29 protein-coding genes and 1 pseudogene are annotated in these 16,093 nt (G+C 70.3%); 29 read left to right on the top strand and 1 reads right to left on the bottom strand.

Annotated features, from left to right (window positions below):
* Positions 1-49 precede the first annotated feature (49 nt).
* The 18 genes and pseudogenes from ACZ3TI_RS27935 (at position 50) to ACZ3TI_RS27850 (ending at position 10,058) form a co-directional block, all read left to right on the top strand.
* Positions 50-307 carry a helix-turn-helix transcriptional regulator gene (locus tag ACZ3TI_RS27935; protein WP_465730854.1) on the top strand — a complete coding sequence of 86 codons (258 nt, stop codon included), beginning with the start codon at positions 50-52 and terminating at the stop codon, positions 305-307.
* Positions 308-589: 282 nt separating this feature from the next.
* Positions 590-931: a hypothetical protein gene (locus ACZ3TI_RS27930; RefSeq protein ID WP_465730852.1), complete on the top strand. Its 342-nt coding sequence runs from the start codon at positions 590-592 to the stop codon at positions 929-931.
* A complete protein-coding gene (locus ACZ3TI_RS27925; RefSeq protein WP_465730850.1) occupies positions 931-1,248 on the top strand; it encodes a hypothetical protein in 318 nt (105 codons plus the stop codon). The genes ACZ3TI_RS27930 and ACZ3TI_RS27925 overlap by 1 nt, the downstream gene beginning before the upstream one ends.
* Entirely contained in the window at positions 1,248-1,691 is a 444-nt protein-coding gene (locus tag ACZ3TI_RS27920; protein WP_465730848.1) for a hypothetical protein, read from the top strand. Before ACZ3TI_RS27925 ends, ACZ3TI_RS27920 begins: the two co-directional genes overlap by 1 nt.
* On the top strand, positions 1,688-2,731 hold the full coding sequence (locus ACZ3TI_RS27915) for a YqaJ viral recombinase family nuclease (protein ID WP_465730846.1): 1,044 nt from the start codon (positions 1,688-1,690) through the stop codon (positions 2,729-2,731). Before ACZ3TI_RS27920 ends, ACZ3TI_RS27915 begins: the two co-directional genes overlap by 4 nt.
* A complete protein-coding gene (locus tag ACZ3TI_RS27910) occupies positions 2,728-3,501 on the top strand; it encodes an ERF family protein (protein ID WP_465730844.1) in 774 nt (257 codons plus the stop codon). The genes ACZ3TI_RS27915 and ACZ3TI_RS27910 overlap by 4 nt, the downstream gene beginning before the upstream one ends.
* 84 nt (positions 3,502-3,585) lie before the next feature.
* Positions 3,586-4,434 carry an exonuclease domain-containing protein gene (locus ACZ3TI_RS27905; protein ID WP_465730843.1) on the top strand — a complete coding sequence of 283 codons (849 nt, stop codon included), beginning with the start codon at positions 3,586-3,588 and terminating at the stop codon, positions 4,432-4,434.
* Positions 4,431-4,691 carry a hypothetical protein gene (locus ACZ3TI_RS27900; RefSeq protein WP_465730841.1) on the top strand — a complete coding sequence of 87 codons (261 nt, stop codon included), beginning with the start codon at positions 4,431-4,433 and terminating at the stop codon, positions 4,689-4,691. The genes ACZ3TI_RS27905 and ACZ3TI_RS27900 overlap by 4 nt, the downstream gene beginning before the upstream one ends.
* 55 nt (positions 4,692-4,746) lie before the next feature.
* Positions 4,747-5,136, top strand: a complete 390-nt coding sequence (locus tag ACZ3TI_RS27895; RefSeq protein WP_465730839.1) for a hypothetical protein — start codon at positions 4,747-4,749, stop codon at positions 5,134-5,136.
* Positions 5,133-5,321 carry a hypothetical protein gene (locus ACZ3TI_RS27890; protein WP_465730837.1) on the top strand — a complete coding sequence of 63 codons (189 nt, stop codon included), beginning with the start codon at positions 5,133-5,135 and terminating at the stop codon, positions 5,319-5,321. Before ACZ3TI_RS27895 ends, ACZ3TI_RS27890 begins: the two co-directional genes overlap by 4 nt.
* The gene (locus tag ACZ3TI_RS27885; RefSeq protein ID WP_465730836.1) at positions 5,314-5,922 is read left to right on the top strand and encodes a hypothetical protein; all 609 of its coding nucleotides are present in this window, start codon (positions 5,314-5,316) and stop codon (positions 5,920-5,922) included. Before ACZ3TI_RS27890 ends, ACZ3TI_RS27885 begins: the two co-directional genes overlap by 8 nt.
* Complete coding sequence (locus ACZ3TI_RS27880) at positions 5,919-6,188, top strand: WhiB family transcriptional regulator (protein ID WP_465730834.1); 270 nt, start codon at positions 5,919-5,921, stop codon at positions 6,186-6,188. The genes ACZ3TI_RS27885 and ACZ3TI_RS27880 overlap by 4 nt, the downstream gene beginning before the upstream one ends.
* Positions 6,189-6,341: 153 nt before the next feature.
* Positions 6,342-6,803, top strand: a pseudogene (locus ACZ3TI_RS27875) (single-stranded DNA-binding protein); the annotation flags it as partial.
* Between the two features lie 57 nt (positions 6,804-6,860).
* A complete protein-coding gene (locus ACZ3TI_RS27870; RefSeq protein ID WP_465730832.1) occupies positions 6,861-7,634 on the top strand; it encodes a hypothetical protein in 774 nt (257 codons plus the stop codon).
* The gene (locus ACZ3TI_RS27865) at positions 7,634-8,944 is read left to right on the top strand and encodes an AAA family ATPase (RefSeq protein WP_465730830.1); all 1,311 of its coding nucleotides are present in this window, start codon (positions 7,634-7,636) and stop codon (positions 8,942-8,944) included. The genes ACZ3TI_RS27870 and ACZ3TI_RS27865 overlap by 1 nt, the downstream gene beginning before the upstream one ends.
* On the top strand, positions 8,941-9,123 hold the full coding sequence (locus tag ACZ3TI_RS27860) for a hypothetical protein (RefSeq protein WP_465730828.1): 183 nt from the start codon (positions 8,941-8,943) through the stop codon (positions 9,121-9,123). The genes ACZ3TI_RS27865 and ACZ3TI_RS27860 overlap by 4 nt, the downstream gene beginning before the upstream one ends.
* Positions 9,124-9,297: 174 nt before the next feature.
* Positions 9,298-9,687 (top strand): hypothetical protein, encoded by a 390-nt coding sequence (locus ACZ3TI_RS27855; protein ID WP_465730826.1) that lies wholly within the window; start codon positions 9,298-9,300, stop codon positions 9,685-9,687.
* A complete protein-coding gene (locus tag ACZ3TI_RS27850; RefSeq protein WP_465730825.1) occupies positions 9,573-10,058 on the top strand; it encodes a DUF2493 domain-containing protein in 486 nt (161 codons plus the stop codon). The genes ACZ3TI_RS27855 and ACZ3TI_RS27850 overlap by 115 nt, the downstream gene beginning before the upstream one ends.
* A gap of 65 nt (positions 10,059-10,123) precedes the next feature.
* Here the strand turns inward: ACZ3TI_RS27850 and ACZ3TI_RS27845 are convergent, their stop codons facing one another.
* The gene (locus ACZ3TI_RS27845) at positions 10,124-10,402 is read right to left on the bottom strand and encodes a hypothetical protein (RefSeq protein WP_465730823.1); all 279 of its coding nucleotides are present in this window, start codon (positions 10,400-10,402) and stop codon (positions 10,124-10,126) included.
* A gap of 168 nt (positions 10,403-10,570) precedes the next feature.
* Between ACZ3TI_RS27845 and ACZ3TI_RS27840 the strand changes: the two genes are divergently transcribed.
* The 11 genes from ACZ3TI_RS27840 to ACZ3TI_RS27790 all read left to right on the top strand — a co-directional run bounded on the left by ACZ3TI_RS27840 (position 10,571) and on the right by ACZ3TI_RS27790 (position 16,046).
* On the top strand, positions 10,571-10,936 hold the full coding sequence (locus ACZ3TI_RS27840) for a hypothetical protein (RefSeq protein ID WP_465730821.1): 366 nt from the start codon (positions 10,571-10,573) through the stop codon (positions 10,934-10,936).
* Positions 10,937-10,969: 33 nt separating this feature from the next.
* Positions 10,970-11,332 carry a hypothetical protein gene (locus ACZ3TI_RS27835; RefSeq protein WP_465730819.1) on the top strand — a complete coding sequence of 121 codons (363 nt, stop codon included), beginning with the start codon at positions 10,970-10,972 and terminating at the stop codon, positions 11,330-11,332.
* Between the two features lie 460 nt (positions 11,333-11,792).
* Entirely contained in the window at positions 11,793-12,134 is a 342-nt protein-coding gene (locus ACZ3TI_RS27830; RefSeq protein WP_465730817.1) for a hypothetical protein, read from the top strand.
* 10 nt (positions 12,135-12,144) lie between these two features.
* Complete coding sequence (locus ACZ3TI_RS27825; protein WP_465730815.1) at positions 12,145-12,363, top strand: hypothetical protein; 219 nt, start codon at positions 12,145-12,147, stop codon at positions 12,361-12,363.
* A complete protein-coding gene (locus ACZ3TI_RS27820) occupies positions 12,360-12,731 on the top strand; it encodes a hypothetical protein (protein ID WP_465730813.1) in 372 nt (123 codons plus the stop codon). Before ACZ3TI_RS27825 ends, ACZ3TI_RS27820 begins: the two co-directional genes overlap by 4 nt.
* Positions 12,728-12,859 carry a hypothetical protein gene (locus ACZ3TI_RS27815; RefSeq protein ID WP_465730811.1) on the top strand — a complete coding sequence of 44 codons (132 nt, stop codon included), beginning with the start codon at positions 12,728-12,730 and terminating at the stop codon, positions 12,857-12,859. Before ACZ3TI_RS27820 ends, ACZ3TI_RS27815 begins: the two co-directional genes overlap by 4 nt.
* Entirely contained in the window at positions 12,856-13,287 is a 432-nt protein-coding gene (locus ACZ3TI_RS27810; RefSeq protein WP_465730809.1) for a hypothetical protein, read from the top strand. Before ACZ3TI_RS27815 ends, ACZ3TI_RS27810 begins: the two co-directional genes overlap by 4 nt.
* Positions 13,288-13,360: 73 nt before the next feature.
* On the top strand, positions 13,361-14,128 hold the full coding sequence (locus ACZ3TI_RS27805; protein ID WP_465730807.1) for a DNA-methyltransferase: 768 nt from the start codon (positions 13,361-13,363) through the stop codon (positions 14,126-14,128).
* Positions 14,129-14,192: 64 nt separating this feature from the next.
* Complete coding sequence (locus tag ACZ3TI_RS27800; protein ID WP_465730805.1) at positions 14,193-14,441, top strand: hypothetical protein; 249 nt, start codon at positions 14,193-14,195, stop codon at positions 14,439-14,441.
* Positions 14,438-14,749 (top strand): hypothetical protein, encoded by a 312-nt coding sequence (locus tag ACZ3TI_RS27795; protein WP_465730803.1) that lies wholly within the window; start codon positions 14,438-14,440, stop codon positions 14,747-14,749. The genes ACZ3TI_RS27800 and ACZ3TI_RS27795 overlap by 4 nt, the downstream gene beginning before the upstream one ends.
* A 10-nt stretch (positions 14,750-14,759) precedes the next feature.
* Positions 14,760-16,046 (top strand): DNA cytosine methyltransferase, encoded by a 1,287-nt coding sequence (locus tag ACZ3TI_RS27790; protein ID WP_465730801.1) that lies wholly within the window; start codon positions 14,760-14,762, stop codon positions 16,044-16,046.
* The last annotated feature ends 47 nt before the right edge of the window (positions 16,047-16,093 follow it).

Below are 16,093 nucleotides of genomic sequence, written 5' to 3'. Positions count from 1 at the left end.
TGCTGTCAGAGCGCAGCGACCTAGCAGGGCGACGCCGAGGAGGTGACCTGTGCCCAGCTCCGACATCGCCGCATTCGATTTCAACGCCGCCGCATTCCGCAGTACCGCCTTTGCCGTCGGCGACACCAGTACCAGCCACATCGCCACTCGCACCGGCCTCGACCGGGGCCGCATCGCGCGGCTCCTCAAGGGCGAACGGCAACCGAGTCTCCGCACCGCCGCACGTATCGCCGCCGCTTACGAAGTGCGTCTCGACGAACTCGTCGTAGGCCTGGATGACCTCACTATCGGCGCGCAGGCCGCATGACCCGGGCCGAACGCCTCGCGATTCTCGGCGCAACAACTGTGGCCGAAATTCACCGTCGAGTCGCCGCCGCGCCCCCGCCAACGCCCGAACTGGTTGCCGAGCTTCGGCCGACCCTCGCACCTGCGCTCCACCGGGTGCGTGCTCGCCGCGTCGCCGAGGAACCGAGCGAGGCCCCGATCGCGGCCTGACCCGACTCCCAGCGTCCTGTGGGCCGCCCCTCTGGCGCTAACCAGGGGCGGCCCCGGCCCACCGATCAACACTTCCACGAGAAGGAGGCAGGCCGTGACCACACAGCCTACCCGGATCCGGAACTACACATCCCTGCTGGGCCAGGCGATGGCCCTGCTGGCGCTCCAGACCGAGCACCCCGAGCTCGCCGACCTCGCCTTCGTCGAATGGCAGGTCACCACGCTCGGCCTGCTGTCCTGCTACGTCCAGGCGGACGACGGTCAGACAGTGGCCACCGCCTACCAGCAGGTGCTCGGCGGCCAGTTCGAGGAGCCCCTGCCCTTCGTCTGGAAGGAGCAGGCCATGGAGGTGCGCTACCTCGACACGGTCTGGCGGGACGCCCGGGTTCAGGTCCGGGTGTCATCGCCGGCCAGCGCTCACCTGGCGGTGGCGTGATGAACACCGTGACGGATCTGGTCTCGGTCACAGGCGTGGCGGAGATCGTCGTGGACGGCGAGCACTTGTGGGTGTCGCCGGGCCTGAGCGAACTGGGCCGCTACTGGGCGCTGTTCACCGTGGCCAACGTGTCGGCGGGCGTCGTGACCGAGGCGCCGGACGGCTCTGCGGATGCCACCGTCAGGACGTCCGCCCACCACGCCAAGTCGGTACAGGAAGCAGCTCAATGGGTGGTTGCTGCACTGCGCGGGAAGCTGCTGTGCCCGTGTGGCTGCGACCTCCCGATTCACCAGCACGGAACGAAGAGGGGCGCGTGATGGCCGACTTTCCCAACCCGGTCGCCCGGCGGGCGGCGCGGCTGCTGGCCGAGCGCTACGGCGCTCCCGTCGCCCGCAGCGTGACGGACCTGCTCGACCGTGAGGGCCTGCTGGCCCGGGCGGCGGACCGGATCAACGCCGCGTTCCCGGTGTGGGTGCGAGGCCGGCAGCTGGGTGTGGAGCTGGACGTGACGCCGCTGGCGTCCGCGCTGCTGGTTTCGCTCGCCTCTGAGGCCTCCGAAGAGCCGGAGAGTGTCGGCCAGGAGTTGGCAGACCTGTACGCGGCGTCGGGGCCGGAGCGCGACGAGCTCGTGCAGGGACTGCTCGACCGTCTGGGCGGCGCGAACATGCTGCTGGCGAGCACGGACGCCGAGGACCTCGCAGCGAGGCTGTTGGTTGCTTCGGGGAACCACGTCCCGCAGCAGCGCAAGGGGGCGGCGTGACGACCACCGTGCCGGCCGGGGTTCAGGCCTCGGCCGCCGGCCGGCGCGTCACCCCGACCGCCCGGCTCATCCTCCCCGCAGACGCCGACCGCGGCCAGTGGCTCGCCGCCCGCCGGCGTGGCATCGGCAGCAGCGACATCGCCGCCATGCTCGGCCTCTCCAAGTACGGCAACGAGCTGACCGTCTACTACGACAAGCGGGGCGAACTCCCCCTGGAGTCCGATGACTCCGAGCCCGCGTACTGGGGTCGGGTCGACGAAGAAGGCGTCGCCCGCCGCTGGGCCGCCAGCAACCGCAGCTCGGTCCGCCGGGTCGGCCTGGTCGCCAACATCGACCGGCCATGGCAGATGTGCACCCTCGACCGGCGCGTCGCTGAGTGCCCGGTCGAGCCCGGCGCCGTGTGCGCGCTGGAGATCAAGTGCCGCGACAAGATGAAGGCCTCGATGTGGCGCCGCGGTTGCCCGGACGACGTCCTCGCGCAGACCCTGCACCAGGCCGACACCTGCGGCTTCGACCACATGCACGTTGCGGTGAAGCTCGGCGGCAACGACTACCGGCAGTTCACTGTCCGGGTCGCCGAGCACCAGCAGTTGCTTCTCGACCTGCGGGCCGCCGCCGCCGAGCTGTGGCAGCGCATCCTCGACGGCCGGCCACCGGTGCTGGCCGCGGACGTCGATCCCGACCCGCTGATCGATCTATACCGCCGACTGCACCCGGAGCGCTCTGGCGTCGCTCACATCGACCGCGATGGCGACGCCCAGGACGCCCTCGCCGACTATCTGCAGGCCCGAGCCGATGTCTCTGCTGCGGAGAAGCGGCAGAAGGCAGCGAAGGCCCGCATGCTGGCCGCTCTCGGCGGCGCCGAAATGGCCGTGCTGGGCGACCAGCCCGCGTACTCGATCGAGCAGCGCACCAAGCAGACGCCGAACCTGTCTCGGCTCGCCGAGCGCTGGCCGGAGGCGTACGCGGACTGTGTCGAGGACCGGTCTTACAGCCAGATCACGATCCCCAACGAGGTCAGGAAGAGGCACGCCGCATGACCCAGTCCACGCTCGCTCAGCGGGCCGCCGCGAAAGCTGGCCGCAGCACCGACGAACCGGCCGATCCCGCGGCCGTGGAACCTGACGCCCTCCAGGGCATTCCGGATCTCGGAGAGTACGAGCCCCGGGAAGGCGAGCCCGAGATGGTGCCGGTCCACATCGCGTGGCTCCGTGCCCGTCGTGACGTCCGGGCGATCGGCAAGCGAGAGCAGTACAACGGCGGCGGAACCCGGTTCAACTTCCGGGGCGTCGACACCACGGTCAACACGTTCGGGCCCGTCACGCTCTCGCATGGCCTGAACCTTCTGCCTCTCAAGGTGGAGGCGAGCTACCGCGACGCCACTTCGGCGAACAACAAGAAGATGCACGAGTGCACGGTGCTTGTGACGTGGCAGCTGATGGGCCCGTGCGGGGACAGTTTGCCGCCGGTGCAGTCCGCTGGCGAGGCGCTCGACTCAGCGGACAAGGCGACAGCGAAGGCCCAGTCGGTGGCTCTTCGCGTGATCCTGCTGACGCTCGGCCTCACTCCCACGTCCGACCCGGACCCGGACTCCTCGCATATGGAGCGCGGGGAGGCGCCGGTACGGCCGGCTGCCTCGTACCTGGACGAGATCACGGATCCGACCACCAGCGTCGGCCGGCTGCGCCAGATCCACCACGAGCTTCAGCAGAGCCGCCAGGCCAACACCCTCGTGACGAACGAGGTCGGCGATGAGGAGGCCATCGGCGTAATGGTCATCCGGATCGGCAAGGAACGCGCTTCCAGCTGAGCTGCCGATGTGGGACCGCGCCCGCCCGTAACAGGCGCGGTCCCGCACCACCCATCATCTCCCAGCCCTGACAGGAGGAACTCAATGCACGACCCGTGGCACCTCAGCCGCATGGCCGCGCTCGACTTCGAGGCCAGCGACAAGACCCCCGACACGGCTCGCATCGTGTCCTGCGCGCTGATCCACCTCGGCGGCGGCATGCCGACCGAACAACGCACCTGGCTGGTCAACCCCGAAGTCGCCCAGGAACCCGACGCCATCGCCGTCCACGGACTCACCGACGAGTACCTCGCCGAGTACGGCATGCCCGCTGACCGGGCCGTCGCCGAGATCACGCAGGCCGTTGCCGAGGCTGTTGGTGTCGGCTTCCCGCTCGTCGGCCACAACATCGGCAGCTACGACCTCACGCTCCTCGACCGGGAGATCCGCCGCCACCACGGCGCCGGCCTGGAGGAGATCACCGGCCCCCTGGTCCGCGTGATTGACACGATGACGCTCGACCGACACGCCGCCCCGTACCGGCGCCGTATCTCCGACACGCAGGGTCCGTACCAGCTGCGCACAACCGTGGAAACGTACGGGCAGGACAACGTGCTGTCGTGGGACGAGGAACAGGCCCACGGCGCCGAGTACGACGCCCACAAAGCGGCGCAGGCAGCCTGGGTCATGGGCGTCATCGCGCACAAGTTGGCCGCCGAACGCCCCTCCTGGGTGCAGGCACTACGGAACTGGCGGGGCCCGTACGAGCGGTTCGACGACCTCGCCTGCGACATCGACGAGCTGCACCAGCGGCAGGTCGGCTGGGCCGCCGAGGACGCGGCGTCGCTGCAGGCGTGGCTCCGCTCGGACAAGGCCGGCGAGAAGCGGGACCCGGACGCGGTCGTGGACGGGTCGTGGCCGCTGCGCCCTCTGCCGATGGCGGTGGCGCAGTGAGCAGAAAGGTACGCGACCACGACAAGCCCTGTCTGACCCCACTCCAGTCGGCGGTCCTCCTCGGACACGCCCGCGGGGAACAGCCGGTCCGGATCGCCGACCAGCTGGGGATCGGCGTACGCGACGTGCGGCTGCACCTGCGAGCCGTCCTCGTCGCTCTGAAAGCGGTCAACGCCACCCACGCCGTCGGCCTTGCCTGCGCCCTCGGCCTGCTCAATTCCAGCGAAATCCTTCAGGGAGAACCCCATGTTCGGTAGATCCAGACGCCGCATAGCCGAGAAGGACGAGCGAATCGCCTGGTTGGAGAGTCGGGTGGCACAGCTCAACATGGCTCTGGGCGCGAGCCGCAATGAGGAGGCGGTGAGCTTCCGCAGGTCGGAGCGGTTCGCCGACGACATCATCGCCGCCGAGAAGAAGCTCACTGCCGCGAAGATCGAAAACGCCACGCTGATCTTCCGGGCGGACGACTGGGCCGAGACCGCGGTCAACTACGCCGAGCGCCTCGGCCGCGCCCTCCGATCCTGTGCCCGGTACCGGGCCGAAATCCAGGACTTGCGCCGCAAACTGCGCAACCAGCGCCGCGACTTCGCCGAACGGCAGATCGCCCTCGAAGACCGGCTCCACGCACTCCAGGACGCCAACGAGAACCACTACCGCACATCGGCCGCCACCGCAGCACCGGCCGCTCCGATCGCCGCGTGACCTTCGCCGTCTACCTAGCACTGCTGTGGTGCACCCACACCGGCATCAGCACCATACAGGCCTACCACCACCTCACCCAGAAACGGCCCGTGCTCACCCGATACGCGCTCGCCCTGGCCCTCCTGGCCGGCACCGCCCTCGCCCTCATCGCCTTCGCCATCACCGCATGGAGCACCCGTGACTGACACCGCCCTCCTCCCGCCCCCGGGAGGCACCCTCACCCACGGCCCCACCGTCATCGGCCTCGACACCAGCCTCACCGCCACCGGCATCGCCTCATCCCTCGGCTGGTGCGAAACCGTCGGGCACACCGACAAGAAGAACCCGATCACCAAGCTCCCCCACCCCGAGCGCATCACCGCGATGCGAAAGGTCTCCGCCGCCGTCCTGCTGAACGTCGGACGCCCCGACCTCGTCGTCATGGAAACGCCCGCCCTGTCCCGCACGGGCGGAGGCAGCCACGAACGCGGCTGGCTGTGGTGGCGGCTCTACGAGTACCTCACGGACTCCGAAATCCCCGTAGCCCTCATGGACCCCCGGCAGCGCATGCTGTACGCCACCGGCAAGGGCGCGGCAACCAAGTCCGCCGTCGTGGACGCCGTCGCCCGCCGCTGGCCCGCCTGGTCCACCGGCGGCGACGACAACCAGGCCGACGCCGTCGTCCTCATGGCCGCCGGCCGGGACTACCTCGACCACCCGATCACCGTCATGCCCGCCGCGCACCGAGCCGCGCTGACCAAGGCCGTGTGGCCCGACGGGATCAGCGGCACGGGGGCGGTCCGATGAGGTGGGGAGCCCTCGGCGCCTGCTGTGACAAGGAAATCGACGGCGACCTCTTCTACCCCGTCTCCTACACCAGCCCCGAGGGCAGGGACCAGGTCGAGGAGGCTCGCAAGGTCTGCGGGCGCTGCCCCGTCGCCGCCGCCTGCCTGCAGGACGCCCTCGACAGGGAGGGCCAGAAGGACAAGAGCCGGCACGGGATCTGCGGCGGGCTCACCCCCCGTGAGCGCTACCTCCTCAGCAAGACCCGTCGCTTCACGCCCGCAGCATGACCGTCCTGGCCTGGGGCGACCGCTCCCACTGGGCCACCCAGGCCAAACCGTGCAGGTACTGCGGCGACCTCACGCACCTCCGCGATGAGGAACGCCGCCCCTCTCACAAGGTCTGCGCCGAGCAGGCCCTCACCCCTGACTCAAAGGACGGCCATGGCCGGAGAGACCCTGATCACCCTCATCGGCAACCTCGTCGACGACCCTGAGCTCCGATTCACACCGTCCGGTGTCGCAGTCGCCAAGTTCCGCATCGCGTCGACCCCCCGCACCTTCGACCGCCAGGCGAACGAGTGGAAGGACGGCGAGGCGCTCTTCCTCACGTGCAACGTCTGGCGGCAGCCCGCGGAGAACGTCGCCGAGTCCCTGGCCAAGGGCGTGCGCGTCATCGTGCAGGGCCGGCTCCACCAGCGGTCTTACGAGACCAAGGAAGGCGAGAAGCGGACCGTCTACGAGATCGAGGTCGAGGAAGTCGGCCCGTCCTTGCGGAACGCCACCGCGAAGGTGACCCGGGCGAACCGTGGGCAGGGCCAGGCGCAGCAGGCCCGGGGTGGCGACGGCCCGTGGTCCCAGTCCAAGCCGTCGTCACAGGGCGGCAGTTGGGGAGTGCCTCAGGGCCAGGCCGAGGCCCCTTTCTGATCCCGTCCGCCCCACCTTCAAAGGACCCACGACCCCATGGCACGGATTCGCACGATCAAGCCGGACTTTTTCACGTCGCTCACCATCGCCGATCTGCCGCTGTCTGCGCGGCTGACGTTCATCGGCTTGTGGTGCTACGTCGACGACAACGGCGTCGGCATCGACGAGGCCCGACTCATTCGCGCCTCCGTGTGGCCTCTGGATGAGTCTCCGGGCATTCTCCAGAGGACTCGGGACGATCTCCGGAGCCTTCAGGATGCTCTCCTCGTCACTCGGTACACCGTCTCCGGAAGGCCGTACCTGGCCATCCGGAGCTGGTCCGAGCACCAAAAGATCTCCCACCCCGGCAAGCCACGCTATCCGGGCCCCGACGAGGCTGATCACCCCACCGACACCCCTCCTGGTCAGGCAAAACTCGTTCCTCCGGACAGTCTCCAGAGTCTTCCGGAGGGTCCCCTGACGGTTCCCGAGACCTTCGCCCCTGAGCAGGGAACAGGGAACAGGGATAGAGGGAAGCGCGCGAGCGCGTCGAACGAGCGCCAGACACGTGCCAGCACCAGTGCGCCCGACCACCTCGTCGTCACCGACGCCATGCGCGCCTGGGCCACCCAGAAGGGCATCACCGCCGCCCGCCTTGGCACCGAGACCGAGCGCTTCCTCGACCACCACCGCGCCAAGGGATCCACCTTCAAGGACTGGATCGCCGCCTGGCGCACCTGGATGAGCCGCGTCCCCGACTTCACACCGCGCACGGCCACCGGCACCCACGGCAACTCCTGGACCGATCTCACCGAACAGGAGATCTTCTGATGGCCGACGACCCCGAAGGCGATTTCGCCCGCTCCGAGCCGAACGACCTGACCGCCGAACAGGCCTTCCTCGGCACCATCACGCTCAGCCGCGACGCCCGCCGTGCCCTGCGGGACACGACCGTCACCGCCGAGGACTATTACCGGCCCGCCCACGCCTTCATGCACCGGGCCATCACCTCGATCGCCGAAACCAGCGACCCCATCGACCCGATCACCATCGTCGCCACCCTGGAGGCCCGCGGCGAGCTTGCCCGGTGCGGTGGCCGCGACTACATCAACACCTGCATAGACGCCGCCCAGCACGGGCCCAGCCTCGACTGGCTCAATCACCGGATCCGCAGCCTGGCCCTGCGCCGCGCCCTCGTCCACGCCGGCACCGAGATCCGTGAACTCGGCTACGCCGCCGAGGGCGAGCCCAGCGAGCTCGCCGAGCACGCCGTCACCCGGCTGCGAGAGGTCCGTGACGCCGGGCGGGCCGCCGAGGACTCCCCCGTCCAGGACATTCACGACTTCCTCGCCGGCGAGGATCCCGACTACGACTGGACGCTGCCCGGTTATCTGGAGCGCACCGACCGCATCGTGTGGACCGCCGGAGAGGGCGGCGGCAAATCGTTCCTCCAGCGCCAGCTCGGCGTCACCGCGTCCGCCGGGCTGCTGCCGTTCGGCGATGTCAACCCGATGGGCCCGCAGAAGGTGCTGATCTTGGACTGCGAGAACTCGCAGCGTCAGTCCCGCCGGCACTACCGGGGCCTGGTCCAGGTTGCCGAGCGCATGGGCGCTCCGGTCAAGCGCGGGCAGTTGCACATCGACCTGCGGCCCGAAGGCGTGGATCTGACCCGCGGTGATGGCAGGGCGTGGCTGATGCGCCGCGTCGAGGCTGTCATGCCGGACCTGCTGATCGTCGGCCCGATCTACCGGCTGCACAACGGCGATCCGAACTCGGAGGAGCTCGCCCGAAAGATCACCGTCGTGCTCGACGAGGCGCGGGCCACCGCCGGCTGCGCGTTGTCGATGGAGGCGCACTCTCCGCAGGGCGGGCCGATGGGGCCGCGGACACTGCGGCCCGTCGGCAGCTCCCTGTGGCTGCGCTGGCCCGAGTTCGGGCTCGGTCTGCGCCCGGTCGAGGATGCCCGCTCCGCGCAGGACGACCGCGCCCGCCGTGTCCTGCCCTGGCGAGGCGCCCGCGACGAACGCAGCTGGCCCCGCTTCATCTGCCAAGGCCACGAGGGCTCCTGGCCGTGGCGCACCTACAAGCCCATCGACGCAGACCCGTTCACCGGCCACTCCCCCACTGGAGCGCTCTCATGACCCTCACCGAGCACTGCCCCGCCTGCCTGTCCCGCGCCCGAATCGTCGCCCAGTCCGATGACGGCGTCCACACGCTCACGGCGTGGCGCTGTTCCAGCTGCTTCCGGCAGTGGGAGACGGAGTACCTGACCGAGGCGTACGCAGACGACGGGTTCGAGGGTGAGCTTCGTGACTGTTGAGCCGTCGGTCGGACGGTCATGACGTTCCGGTGTCGCGGTGTCCGGTGGCGGATCCGACCGCTCGAACGGCCTCGCGGCGCATCAGAGGCGCCGCGAGGCCCGCTTAAGGCAATGACTCCACCTCCTCCCCGCTGGGCGCTTCTTGCCCACCTGTAGCCCCGATTTGAGGCCATCATGGCGAACAGTGCCACTGCCGTTCCGAAACCGGCGGCCCTTCTGGCCGCTCTCCCACCGTCCGCGGCTCGGCTCGCGGAGATTCTCGACGCCGCTGGGCGCCGCTGCCTGACGCCGGTCGAGGCGGCCGAACTTCGCCGTGGCGTGGAGCACCTGAAGCGCTGCCTGGCGGACGCCGGGGCGCAGCTGCGCCAGTCGATGCGGGATGCGGAGCGGGTGCGGGATGAGCACGCGGCGGAGCTTCTGATGGTGCGCCAGCCGGGTCTTGAGGCTTCGTGTCGGCTGTGCGGGGCGGCGGTGGGTGTGTGGTGCCGGCCGGTGCACGGCGGCGGCGTGATGCCGCGGACGTTGCATGTGGCGCGGCTGGTGGATGCGGGGGTGCTGCTGTGACCCCGAAGTCGCGGATTCTGGTGACTGGTTCGCGGGCCTGGACGGATCGAGCCCGGGTGGAGTGGGCGCTCGGGGTGGCGTTCAAGACGTTCCGGCCGATCGTGGTCGTGCACGGGGGCTGTCCGACGGGTGCGGATGCGGTGGCGGCGGTGTGGGCGCAGCGGGCCGGCGTGGAGGTGGAGGCGTGGCCGGCGGATTGGGAGCGGTTTGGTCGTGCGGCTGGGCCGTTGCGGAATCAGGCGATGGTGGCTGCGGGGGCGCGGCTGGTGCTGGCGTTTGTGTTGCCGGGGTCGCGCGGGACGGTTGATTGCGTTCGGCGTGCGGAGGCGGCGGGGATTCCGGTGCGGCGCTTCCTTGGGGTGGCGCGGTGACTGGGCGCGGGCAGCACGAGGGGCCGCTCGGCGCAGCGGGCCGGCGGCTTGCGGGGTTGGTCCTGCTACTGGGTGGCTTCGGCGACCTTGCGGGCGGCTTCGACTTCGCGGCCGACGGTGGGGGCGCGGCGGCGGTTGTCGACGCCGATTGCCTTGGCGAGCTTGCGGAAGTACTCGGAGGTGAGTCCGGTGAGTTTGGCGAGTTCCTGGTTGCTGGCGCCGGCGCGGATGGCTTCTTCGGCCTTCTCTCGCATCTGTGGCTTGAGTTCCTGCTCGGCTTCGTAAGCGCGCTTGTAGTTGGTGAAAACCTTGGTGGCTGCGGGGTCGGGTTCGTAGCTGGTCATACATGTCATGTTCTCATGCGCGTTGGCCATCGGGAAGGCCATGGTGTTGGCCTATCGAAAGATCTTGAAGCCAAACATGTTGGCCTCTTGCGTGGCCAACATGTTGGTCTCATACTGGAGTCATCAGGGCGGCGCCAAGCGGCCCAACTCCCCAATAAGGAGACTCCGGTGAACGCTGCCACCCGCACCGCCCGCCAGATCATCAAGGCCCGCACCCACAACCAGCGCCAGACCTCCCGGGCCCTCCGCCACGGCCAGCCCCTCACCGCGAAGACTGCCCTCATCGCCCGCGGCCTCGACGCCGCCACCGCCGACCGCTTCGCCTCCGCCTTCTCCAAGGCCGCCGGCCCCGGCGTTGCGACGGTCACCGTGCTGAAGCTGCGCCGCTCGAAGTCCACCGGCCGGCTGGTCGTCCTCGCGGTCCCCGCGAAGACGTTCACCGCCGCCCAGATCACCGCCGCGCTCACCGTGTACCGGCCTAAGACCAACCGGGCCGCCGCCGAGCTGTTCGCCCGCCTCGCCCTCGCCGCCTGAGACCACCAGCTCACCCCCGGAGGAGAGTTCACGATGACCGACGCCCCCAGCAACGACGTTGTCGCCCTGCTCACCGCCGAGCTCGCTGTCATCGGCCGCGTTCCCACCCAGGTCGAGATCAGCACGTCCATGCGCTTCGGCTTCAGCCCGTCGCGATACCTCATTCTTGTTGACGGCGCCCCCTACGACTTCGCGATCAACCGTCTCGTGGCGCGAGTCCGAGCGTGTACCGCTTCCCGGCGGAGTCCCGCGTCGACCATCGAGGTTGAGTACCGCCCGACTGGTGAGCGGGCCGTCGCTGATGCCGACGGCGCCTTCGTTCACGTCGGTGGCTACCGATGGAGGCACCCGGGCCACTGCGAGTGCGGCGCCCCTGACTGCTCTACGACGCGCTGAAAGTAATCAACCTGGCGGCCCTGCCCTCGCCGGCCGCCGAGCCCACCAACCACCCGCCCCGCTTCCCCGGAGCACACCGTGAACCCGAACCCGTCCGATGCTGAGATCGAATTCCTCCTCTCGGCGTGCGGCCTGACACTCCCCCGCGAGTTGAAGCCCTGCGGAACTCAGGCTGCCTATCACCGGCACCTCGACCACGGTGAGAAGCCGTGCGAGGCGTGCACGACGGCGAACCGCGAGTACGGCCGGCAGTTGCGGACCCGACCGCACACCCGGCTGCGCCCCATCAAGCATGGAACGCCTGGCGGCGCCGACGCTCACCGTTACCGCGGTGAGGGAGCCTGCGGGGCCTGCGCGGAGGCGTATCGAGCGGATCGCCGGCGCCGGGCTGCAGCTCGCCGCACGGCTTGAAGCCCTCGCCCGCTGGCTCCCCCGCGCCATTCACCCCTGAGGAGATCTGATGAACACCCAGTCAGTCGCTGACGCCACCCGCACCCGGCACGAGATCTTCCTTCGTCAGGCCGTCGCGCACAGCGTCGGCATCGCCCGCGGCCCGCGCGGCACCACCGGTGCCCATGCCGACGCGGCCGTCAACGCCTGGTGGGCGCATCGCCTTCTCGGAGCGCTCGCCGGCGTGATGCCGGCGGCCGACCTCTCGGTGTTGCTCGACGGCATCAGCGAGGAGCTGGAGATGGGTGACGCGCATGAGGCCGCATACGTCGACGCGGTCGCCATCGGGATTGACGTGGACGGGCTGACCGCGCACGTCGAGGCCAAGTTCACCACCCAACCCGCCGCCTGAGGAGACCACCATGACCAGCCTGTTCCAGCACGAATGCGAGCAGACCCTCCGCGAGAAGTGGGCCAAGGTCTGCGGTGACCAGCCCACCGAGATCACCGTCAGCACCGTGCCCCCGCTCGTCGCCGGCCCCTACACCAAAGACGGCCTGACCTGCCCCCACGGCATCACCTACTGGATCGAGCCGACCGGCGAGCAGATCGCCCAGTGGGCCCGGGACGGTGTCGAGTGAGCCCCGTCCGCCCGGAGAACCGCCGCCGCTACCCCGCTGAATGGCCCGCCATCAGCCTCGACATCCGCACCAACCGCGCCGGCGGCCGATGCGAGTGCCTCGGCGAGTGCGGACGCGGCACCCATGACAGCCGCTGCCCGAACCTCAACGGCGGTCAGGCGTACGGCACCGGCTCGACGGTGGTCCTCACCGTCGCCCACCTCGACCACACGCCGGAGAACTGCGATCCCAGCAACCTCCGCGCGATGTGCCAGGGCTGCCACCTGCACTACGACCGCGACCACCACCGTCACACCGCCGCCACCACCCGACGAGCCGCCATCGAGGCCGCCGGCCAGCTGACCATCACCGAGGAGACCACCCGATGAGCACCCAGCCCCAGCCCGAGGCCGGCAGCTGCGAGTGCGGCGACCCCGACTGCACGTACGTCACCGACCTGGAGCGCTCGATCGCCTGGCTCCGCGCCCAGACCGCCACCAAGGAGACCAACCGATGAACACCCGGCCCCAGCCCGCCGAGCCCCTCGACCTCGACGCCATCCTGGCCCGCTGCGACGCCGCCACTCCTGGGCCGTGGACCCTCCACGACGACCTCGACGGCCACGGATACCCCGGCCACCTGTGGGTCGTGCAGAGCCCCGACGACGGTCCCGGCGAACACCACGCCATGGTCAACATCGGCACCCGCGACGACGGCGAGTTCATCGCCGCCGCCCGTGAGGACCTTCCCGCTCTGCTTGCCCGGGTCCGGGAACTGGAGGCCGCCATCGGTGCCGTCCTCGCGCTGCCCACCGCCACCGACGAGGAGCTGGAGCAGATGGACCCCGCGGCCTACCAGCAGACCACCGGCCGCGACGACGCCATCGCCGACATCCAGCAGATGCTCCGCCAGCCCGCCCCCAGCGGCCCGCAGGCGCCCGCCTGACGGCCCCGCAGCCCCGCACCGGACCACCAGCCCACCCCGCGCCCCAACGGGCGTCAGAGCCCCGAGGAGCACCGTGCCCCAGCCCTACTACCGAGACGACACCGTCACCCTCTACCACGGCGACAACCGGGACATCCTCCCGGCCCTCGGGATCCACGCCGACCTCATCGTCACCGACCCTCCCTACGGGATCATGCAACGCACCGGCAGCTGCACCTGGGACGAATGGCCGGACGACTGGGTCACACTCGCTGCCACCGTCACCCGCTCCATGTGGTGCTTCGGCACCGCCCGCGTGTTCCTCGACCATTACGCCGACTTCACTGCCGCCGGCTGGCGAATGTCCCAGGACATCATCTGGGCCAAGACCACGGGAACCGGCGTGCACGCCGACAGGTTCCGACGCGCACACGAACATGCCTTCCACTGGTACCAGGGGCCCTGGAGCGGCATACACCACGAGACGCCGCGGGTGCCCAGTAGCCGACCGAACGCGGGCACCAGCAAACGACACACCCGAGGCGGCCGCGGTGACACCTACACCCACCGGCCGGCAGGCACATGGACCGACGACGGCTTCCGATACCAGTTGTCCGTCATCACCGCCTCCAGCGTGAAGGCCCGCCGACACCCCACCGAGAAGCCCATCCCAGTGCTCGACCTGCTGATCCGATACGGCAGCCCCGAGGACGGCCTGGTCCTCGACCTGTTCGCTGGCAGCGGCAGCACGCTCGACGCCGCCCGCCAGGCCGGCCGGCGGGCCATCGGCATCGAAGCCGACGAACGCTACTGCGAAGCCGCCGCCTTGCGCCTCTCGCAAGCCACCCTGCCCGCTGCCTGACCCAGCCCCGGGCGGCCGGCACCCACCGGCCGCCCACCACACACACCCACCACGGAGACCCACCATGGCCACCAGCACCGACCAGCAGGACGTCGAGCCCTGGGCCGCCCAGCGCGACGCCTCCTGGTACGACCGCCCCAACACCCGCACCGACAAAGTGGTTCACGTAGGGCGCCCGGACGGCTGGTCGCGTTGTGGCCGGTCCTTCCTGGACGACGGGCTGACCTGGGCACTCGAAGGGGTGGCCGATGTGCTGCGCTGCCGCAGCAACGGCTGCCGCCAGGCGTGGCCGACCGCCGGCGGTGCCCGGTGACCGGCACCCCGCCGCCCGCCGAGCGCATTGCCCTCCTGCGCGCCGCCCTGCCGCCCGCTGGCTGGCGTCTCGACCCGGCCCGCGAGCAGGAGACCCGCGACCTGTACGCCGAACTCGGCGCCAGCACCAGCGCTGCGGCCGTCGGCCCGTACAGCGCGCTCGGCGACCTCCTCGCCGAGGTCACCCGGCTCCGCGCCGAACTCGACGCCGCCCGCGCGGCCGGCATGCGCGACGCCGCCGCGATGCTCCGTCGCTACTGCCCCGACCACGGCGACGCCGACAACGCCGCCCGCACCACGACCAGCTGAGGAACCGCCCGTGACCGCCAACGCACCCGACACCCTGGACCTGTTCGCCGGCCCCGGCGGCTGGTCCGAAGGTCTCCATCGCTGGCACGGCATCCGCGACATCGGCATCGAATGGGACCAAGCCGCCTGCACCACCCGCGCCGCCGCCCGACACCTCACCGTCCGCGCCGACGTTGCCCAACTCGCCACCCAGCCCATGCAGGGACGCATCCGACGCATCATCGACTCCTCCCCCTGCCAGCCCTGGTCCCGCGCCGGCAAGGGCCTCGGCCTCCAAGACCAGCCCCTCGTCCACCAGGCCCTCCACGACCTCGCCCACGGCCGCGACACCCGCGCCCAGATCCTCACCGCTTGCAAGGATCCGCGCAGCCTGCTCGCCGCAGAGCCCATGCGATACCTGCACGACCTGCGGCCCGAGGACATCGTCAAAGAGGAGGTCCCCGACGTCCTGCCGCTGTTCCGGCACTACGCCGAGATCCTCCGCGGCTGGGGCTACAGCGTGTGGTGCGGCATCCTCAACGCCGCCGACTACGGCGTCCCCCAAACCCGCCGCCGCGCCATCCTCATAGCCTCCCGCGCCCGCACCGTATCCGCACCGACACCGACGCATGCCCAGGGCGGCACCGAGCCCGACCTGTTCGGCGAAACCCGTGCTCCGTGGGTGTCCATGGCCCAGGCCCTTGGCTGGGAAACCGGTCTGGTCGTCAACACCCGCGGCGAGCGGACCACGCCCGGTGGCAACGAGTTCTCCGCCGACGACCCCGCCCAGACCCTCGTCAAGTCCACCCGCTCCTGGGCCCTCCGCTCCAACACCCAAGCCAACGCCTCCGTTCGAGACCTCGACGAGCCCGCCGGCACGCTGTTCTTCGGCGCCCGCGGCAATGACGTCTCGTGGGTCCTGCGCAACGGGAACCAGCCCGGCTCCGCCATGCGCGGGGCCGACGAGCCAGCACCGACCATGGCGTTCGGCAACAACGCCGCCCGGGTCGAGTGGGTGCAGGAGCGACCGGCCACCACGGTCTGTGCGACCAACCGCATCGCACCGCCCGGCCACCGTGACCGCTCCCCGGGTGGCGAGTCCCAGTTCGAATCGCCCGACACCGTCCGCATCACCGTGCACGAGGCCGCCGTCCTCCAGTCGTTCCCCGCCGACTACCCGTGGCAGGGCTCCCGCACCAAGCAGTTCGAGCAGGTCGGCAACGCCGTCCCGCCGCTGCTGGCCGCGCACGTCTGTGCCGCCGCGTTCGGCCTGCCCCAGCCCAACCTCGGCGCCGTTCCCGCGGGAGCTGCCGCGTGAGCGTCGCCACCTACGTCGAGATCCGTTGTGACGGCCCCGACGAGTGT

This window comes from Kitasatospora sp. NPDC023120, from assembly GCF_055560835.1.
This window is presented reverse-complemented; position numbering and strand designations above follow the sequence as displayed.

Excerpts from the sequence above, each read along its gene's own strand:
- ACZ3TI_RS27925 (WP_465730850.1), top strand. The coding sequence starts at position 931 with ATGAACACCGTGACGGATCTGGTCTCGGTCACAGGCGTGGCGGAGATC.
- ACZ3TI_RS27920 (WP_465730848.1), top strand. The coding sequence starts at position 1,248 with ATGGCCGACTTTCCCAACCCGGTCGCCCGGCGGGCGGCGCGGCTGCTG.
- ACZ3TI_RS27910 (WP_465730844.1), top strand. The coding sequence starts at position 2,728 with ATGACCCAGTCCACGCTCGCTCAGCGGGCCGCCGCGAAAGCTGGCCGC.
- ACZ3TI_RS27905 (WP_465730843.1), top strand. The coding sequence starts at position 3,586 with ATGCACGACCCGTGGCACCTCAGCCGCATGGCCGCGCTCGACTTCGAG.
- ACZ3TI_RS27880 (WP_465730834.1), top strand. The coding sequence starts at position 5,919 with ATGAGGTGGGGAGCCCTCGGCGCCTGCTGTGACAAGGAAATCGACGGC.
- ACZ3TI_RS27870 (WP_465730832.1), top strand. The coding sequence starts at position 6,861 with ATGGCACGGATTCGCACGATCAAGCCGGACTTTTTCACGTCGCTCACC.
- ACZ3TI_RS27865 (WP_465730830.1), top strand. The coding sequence starts at position 7,634 with ATGGCCGACGACCCCGAAGGCGATTTCGCCCGCTCCGAGCCGAACGAC.
- ACZ3TI_RS27860 (WP_465730828.1), top strand. The coding sequence starts at position 8,941 with ATGACCCTCACCGAGCACTGCCCCGCCTGCCTGTCCCGCGCCCGAATC.
- ACZ3TI_RS27855 (WP_465730826.1), top strand. The coding sequence starts at position 9,298 with ATGGCGAACAGTGCCACTGCCGTTCCGAAACCGGCGGCCCTTCTGGCC.
- ACZ3TI_RS27845 (WP_465730823.1), bottom strand. The coding sequence starts at position 10,402 with ATGACCAGCTACGAACCCGACCCCGCAGCCACCAAGGTTTTCACCAAC.
- ACZ3TI_RS27835 (WP_465730819.1), top strand. The coding sequence starts at position 10,970 with ATGACCGACGCCCCCAGCAACGACGTTGTCGCCCTGCTCACCGCCGAG.
- ACZ3TI_RS27830 (WP_465730817.1), top strand. The coding sequence starts at position 11,793 with ATGAACACCCAGTCAGTCGCTGACGCCACCCGCACCCGGCACGAGATC.
- ACZ3TI_RS27825 (WP_465730815.1), top strand. The coding sequence starts at position 12,145 with ATGACCAGCCTGTTCCAGCACGAATGCGAGCAGACCCTCCGCGAGAAG.
- ACZ3TI_RS27815 (WP_465730811.1), top strand. The coding sequence starts at position 12,728 with ATGAGCACCCAGCCCCAGCCCGAGGCCGGCAGCTGCGAGTGCGGCGAC.
- ACZ3TI_RS27810 (WP_465730809.1), top strand. The coding sequence starts at position 12,856 with ATGAACACCCGGCCCCAGCCCGCCGAGCCCCTCGACCTCGACGCCATC.
- ACZ3TI_RS27800 (WP_465730805.1), top strand. The coding sequence starts at position 14,193 with ATGGCCACCAGCACCGACCAGCAGGACGTCGAGCCCTGGGCCGCCCAG.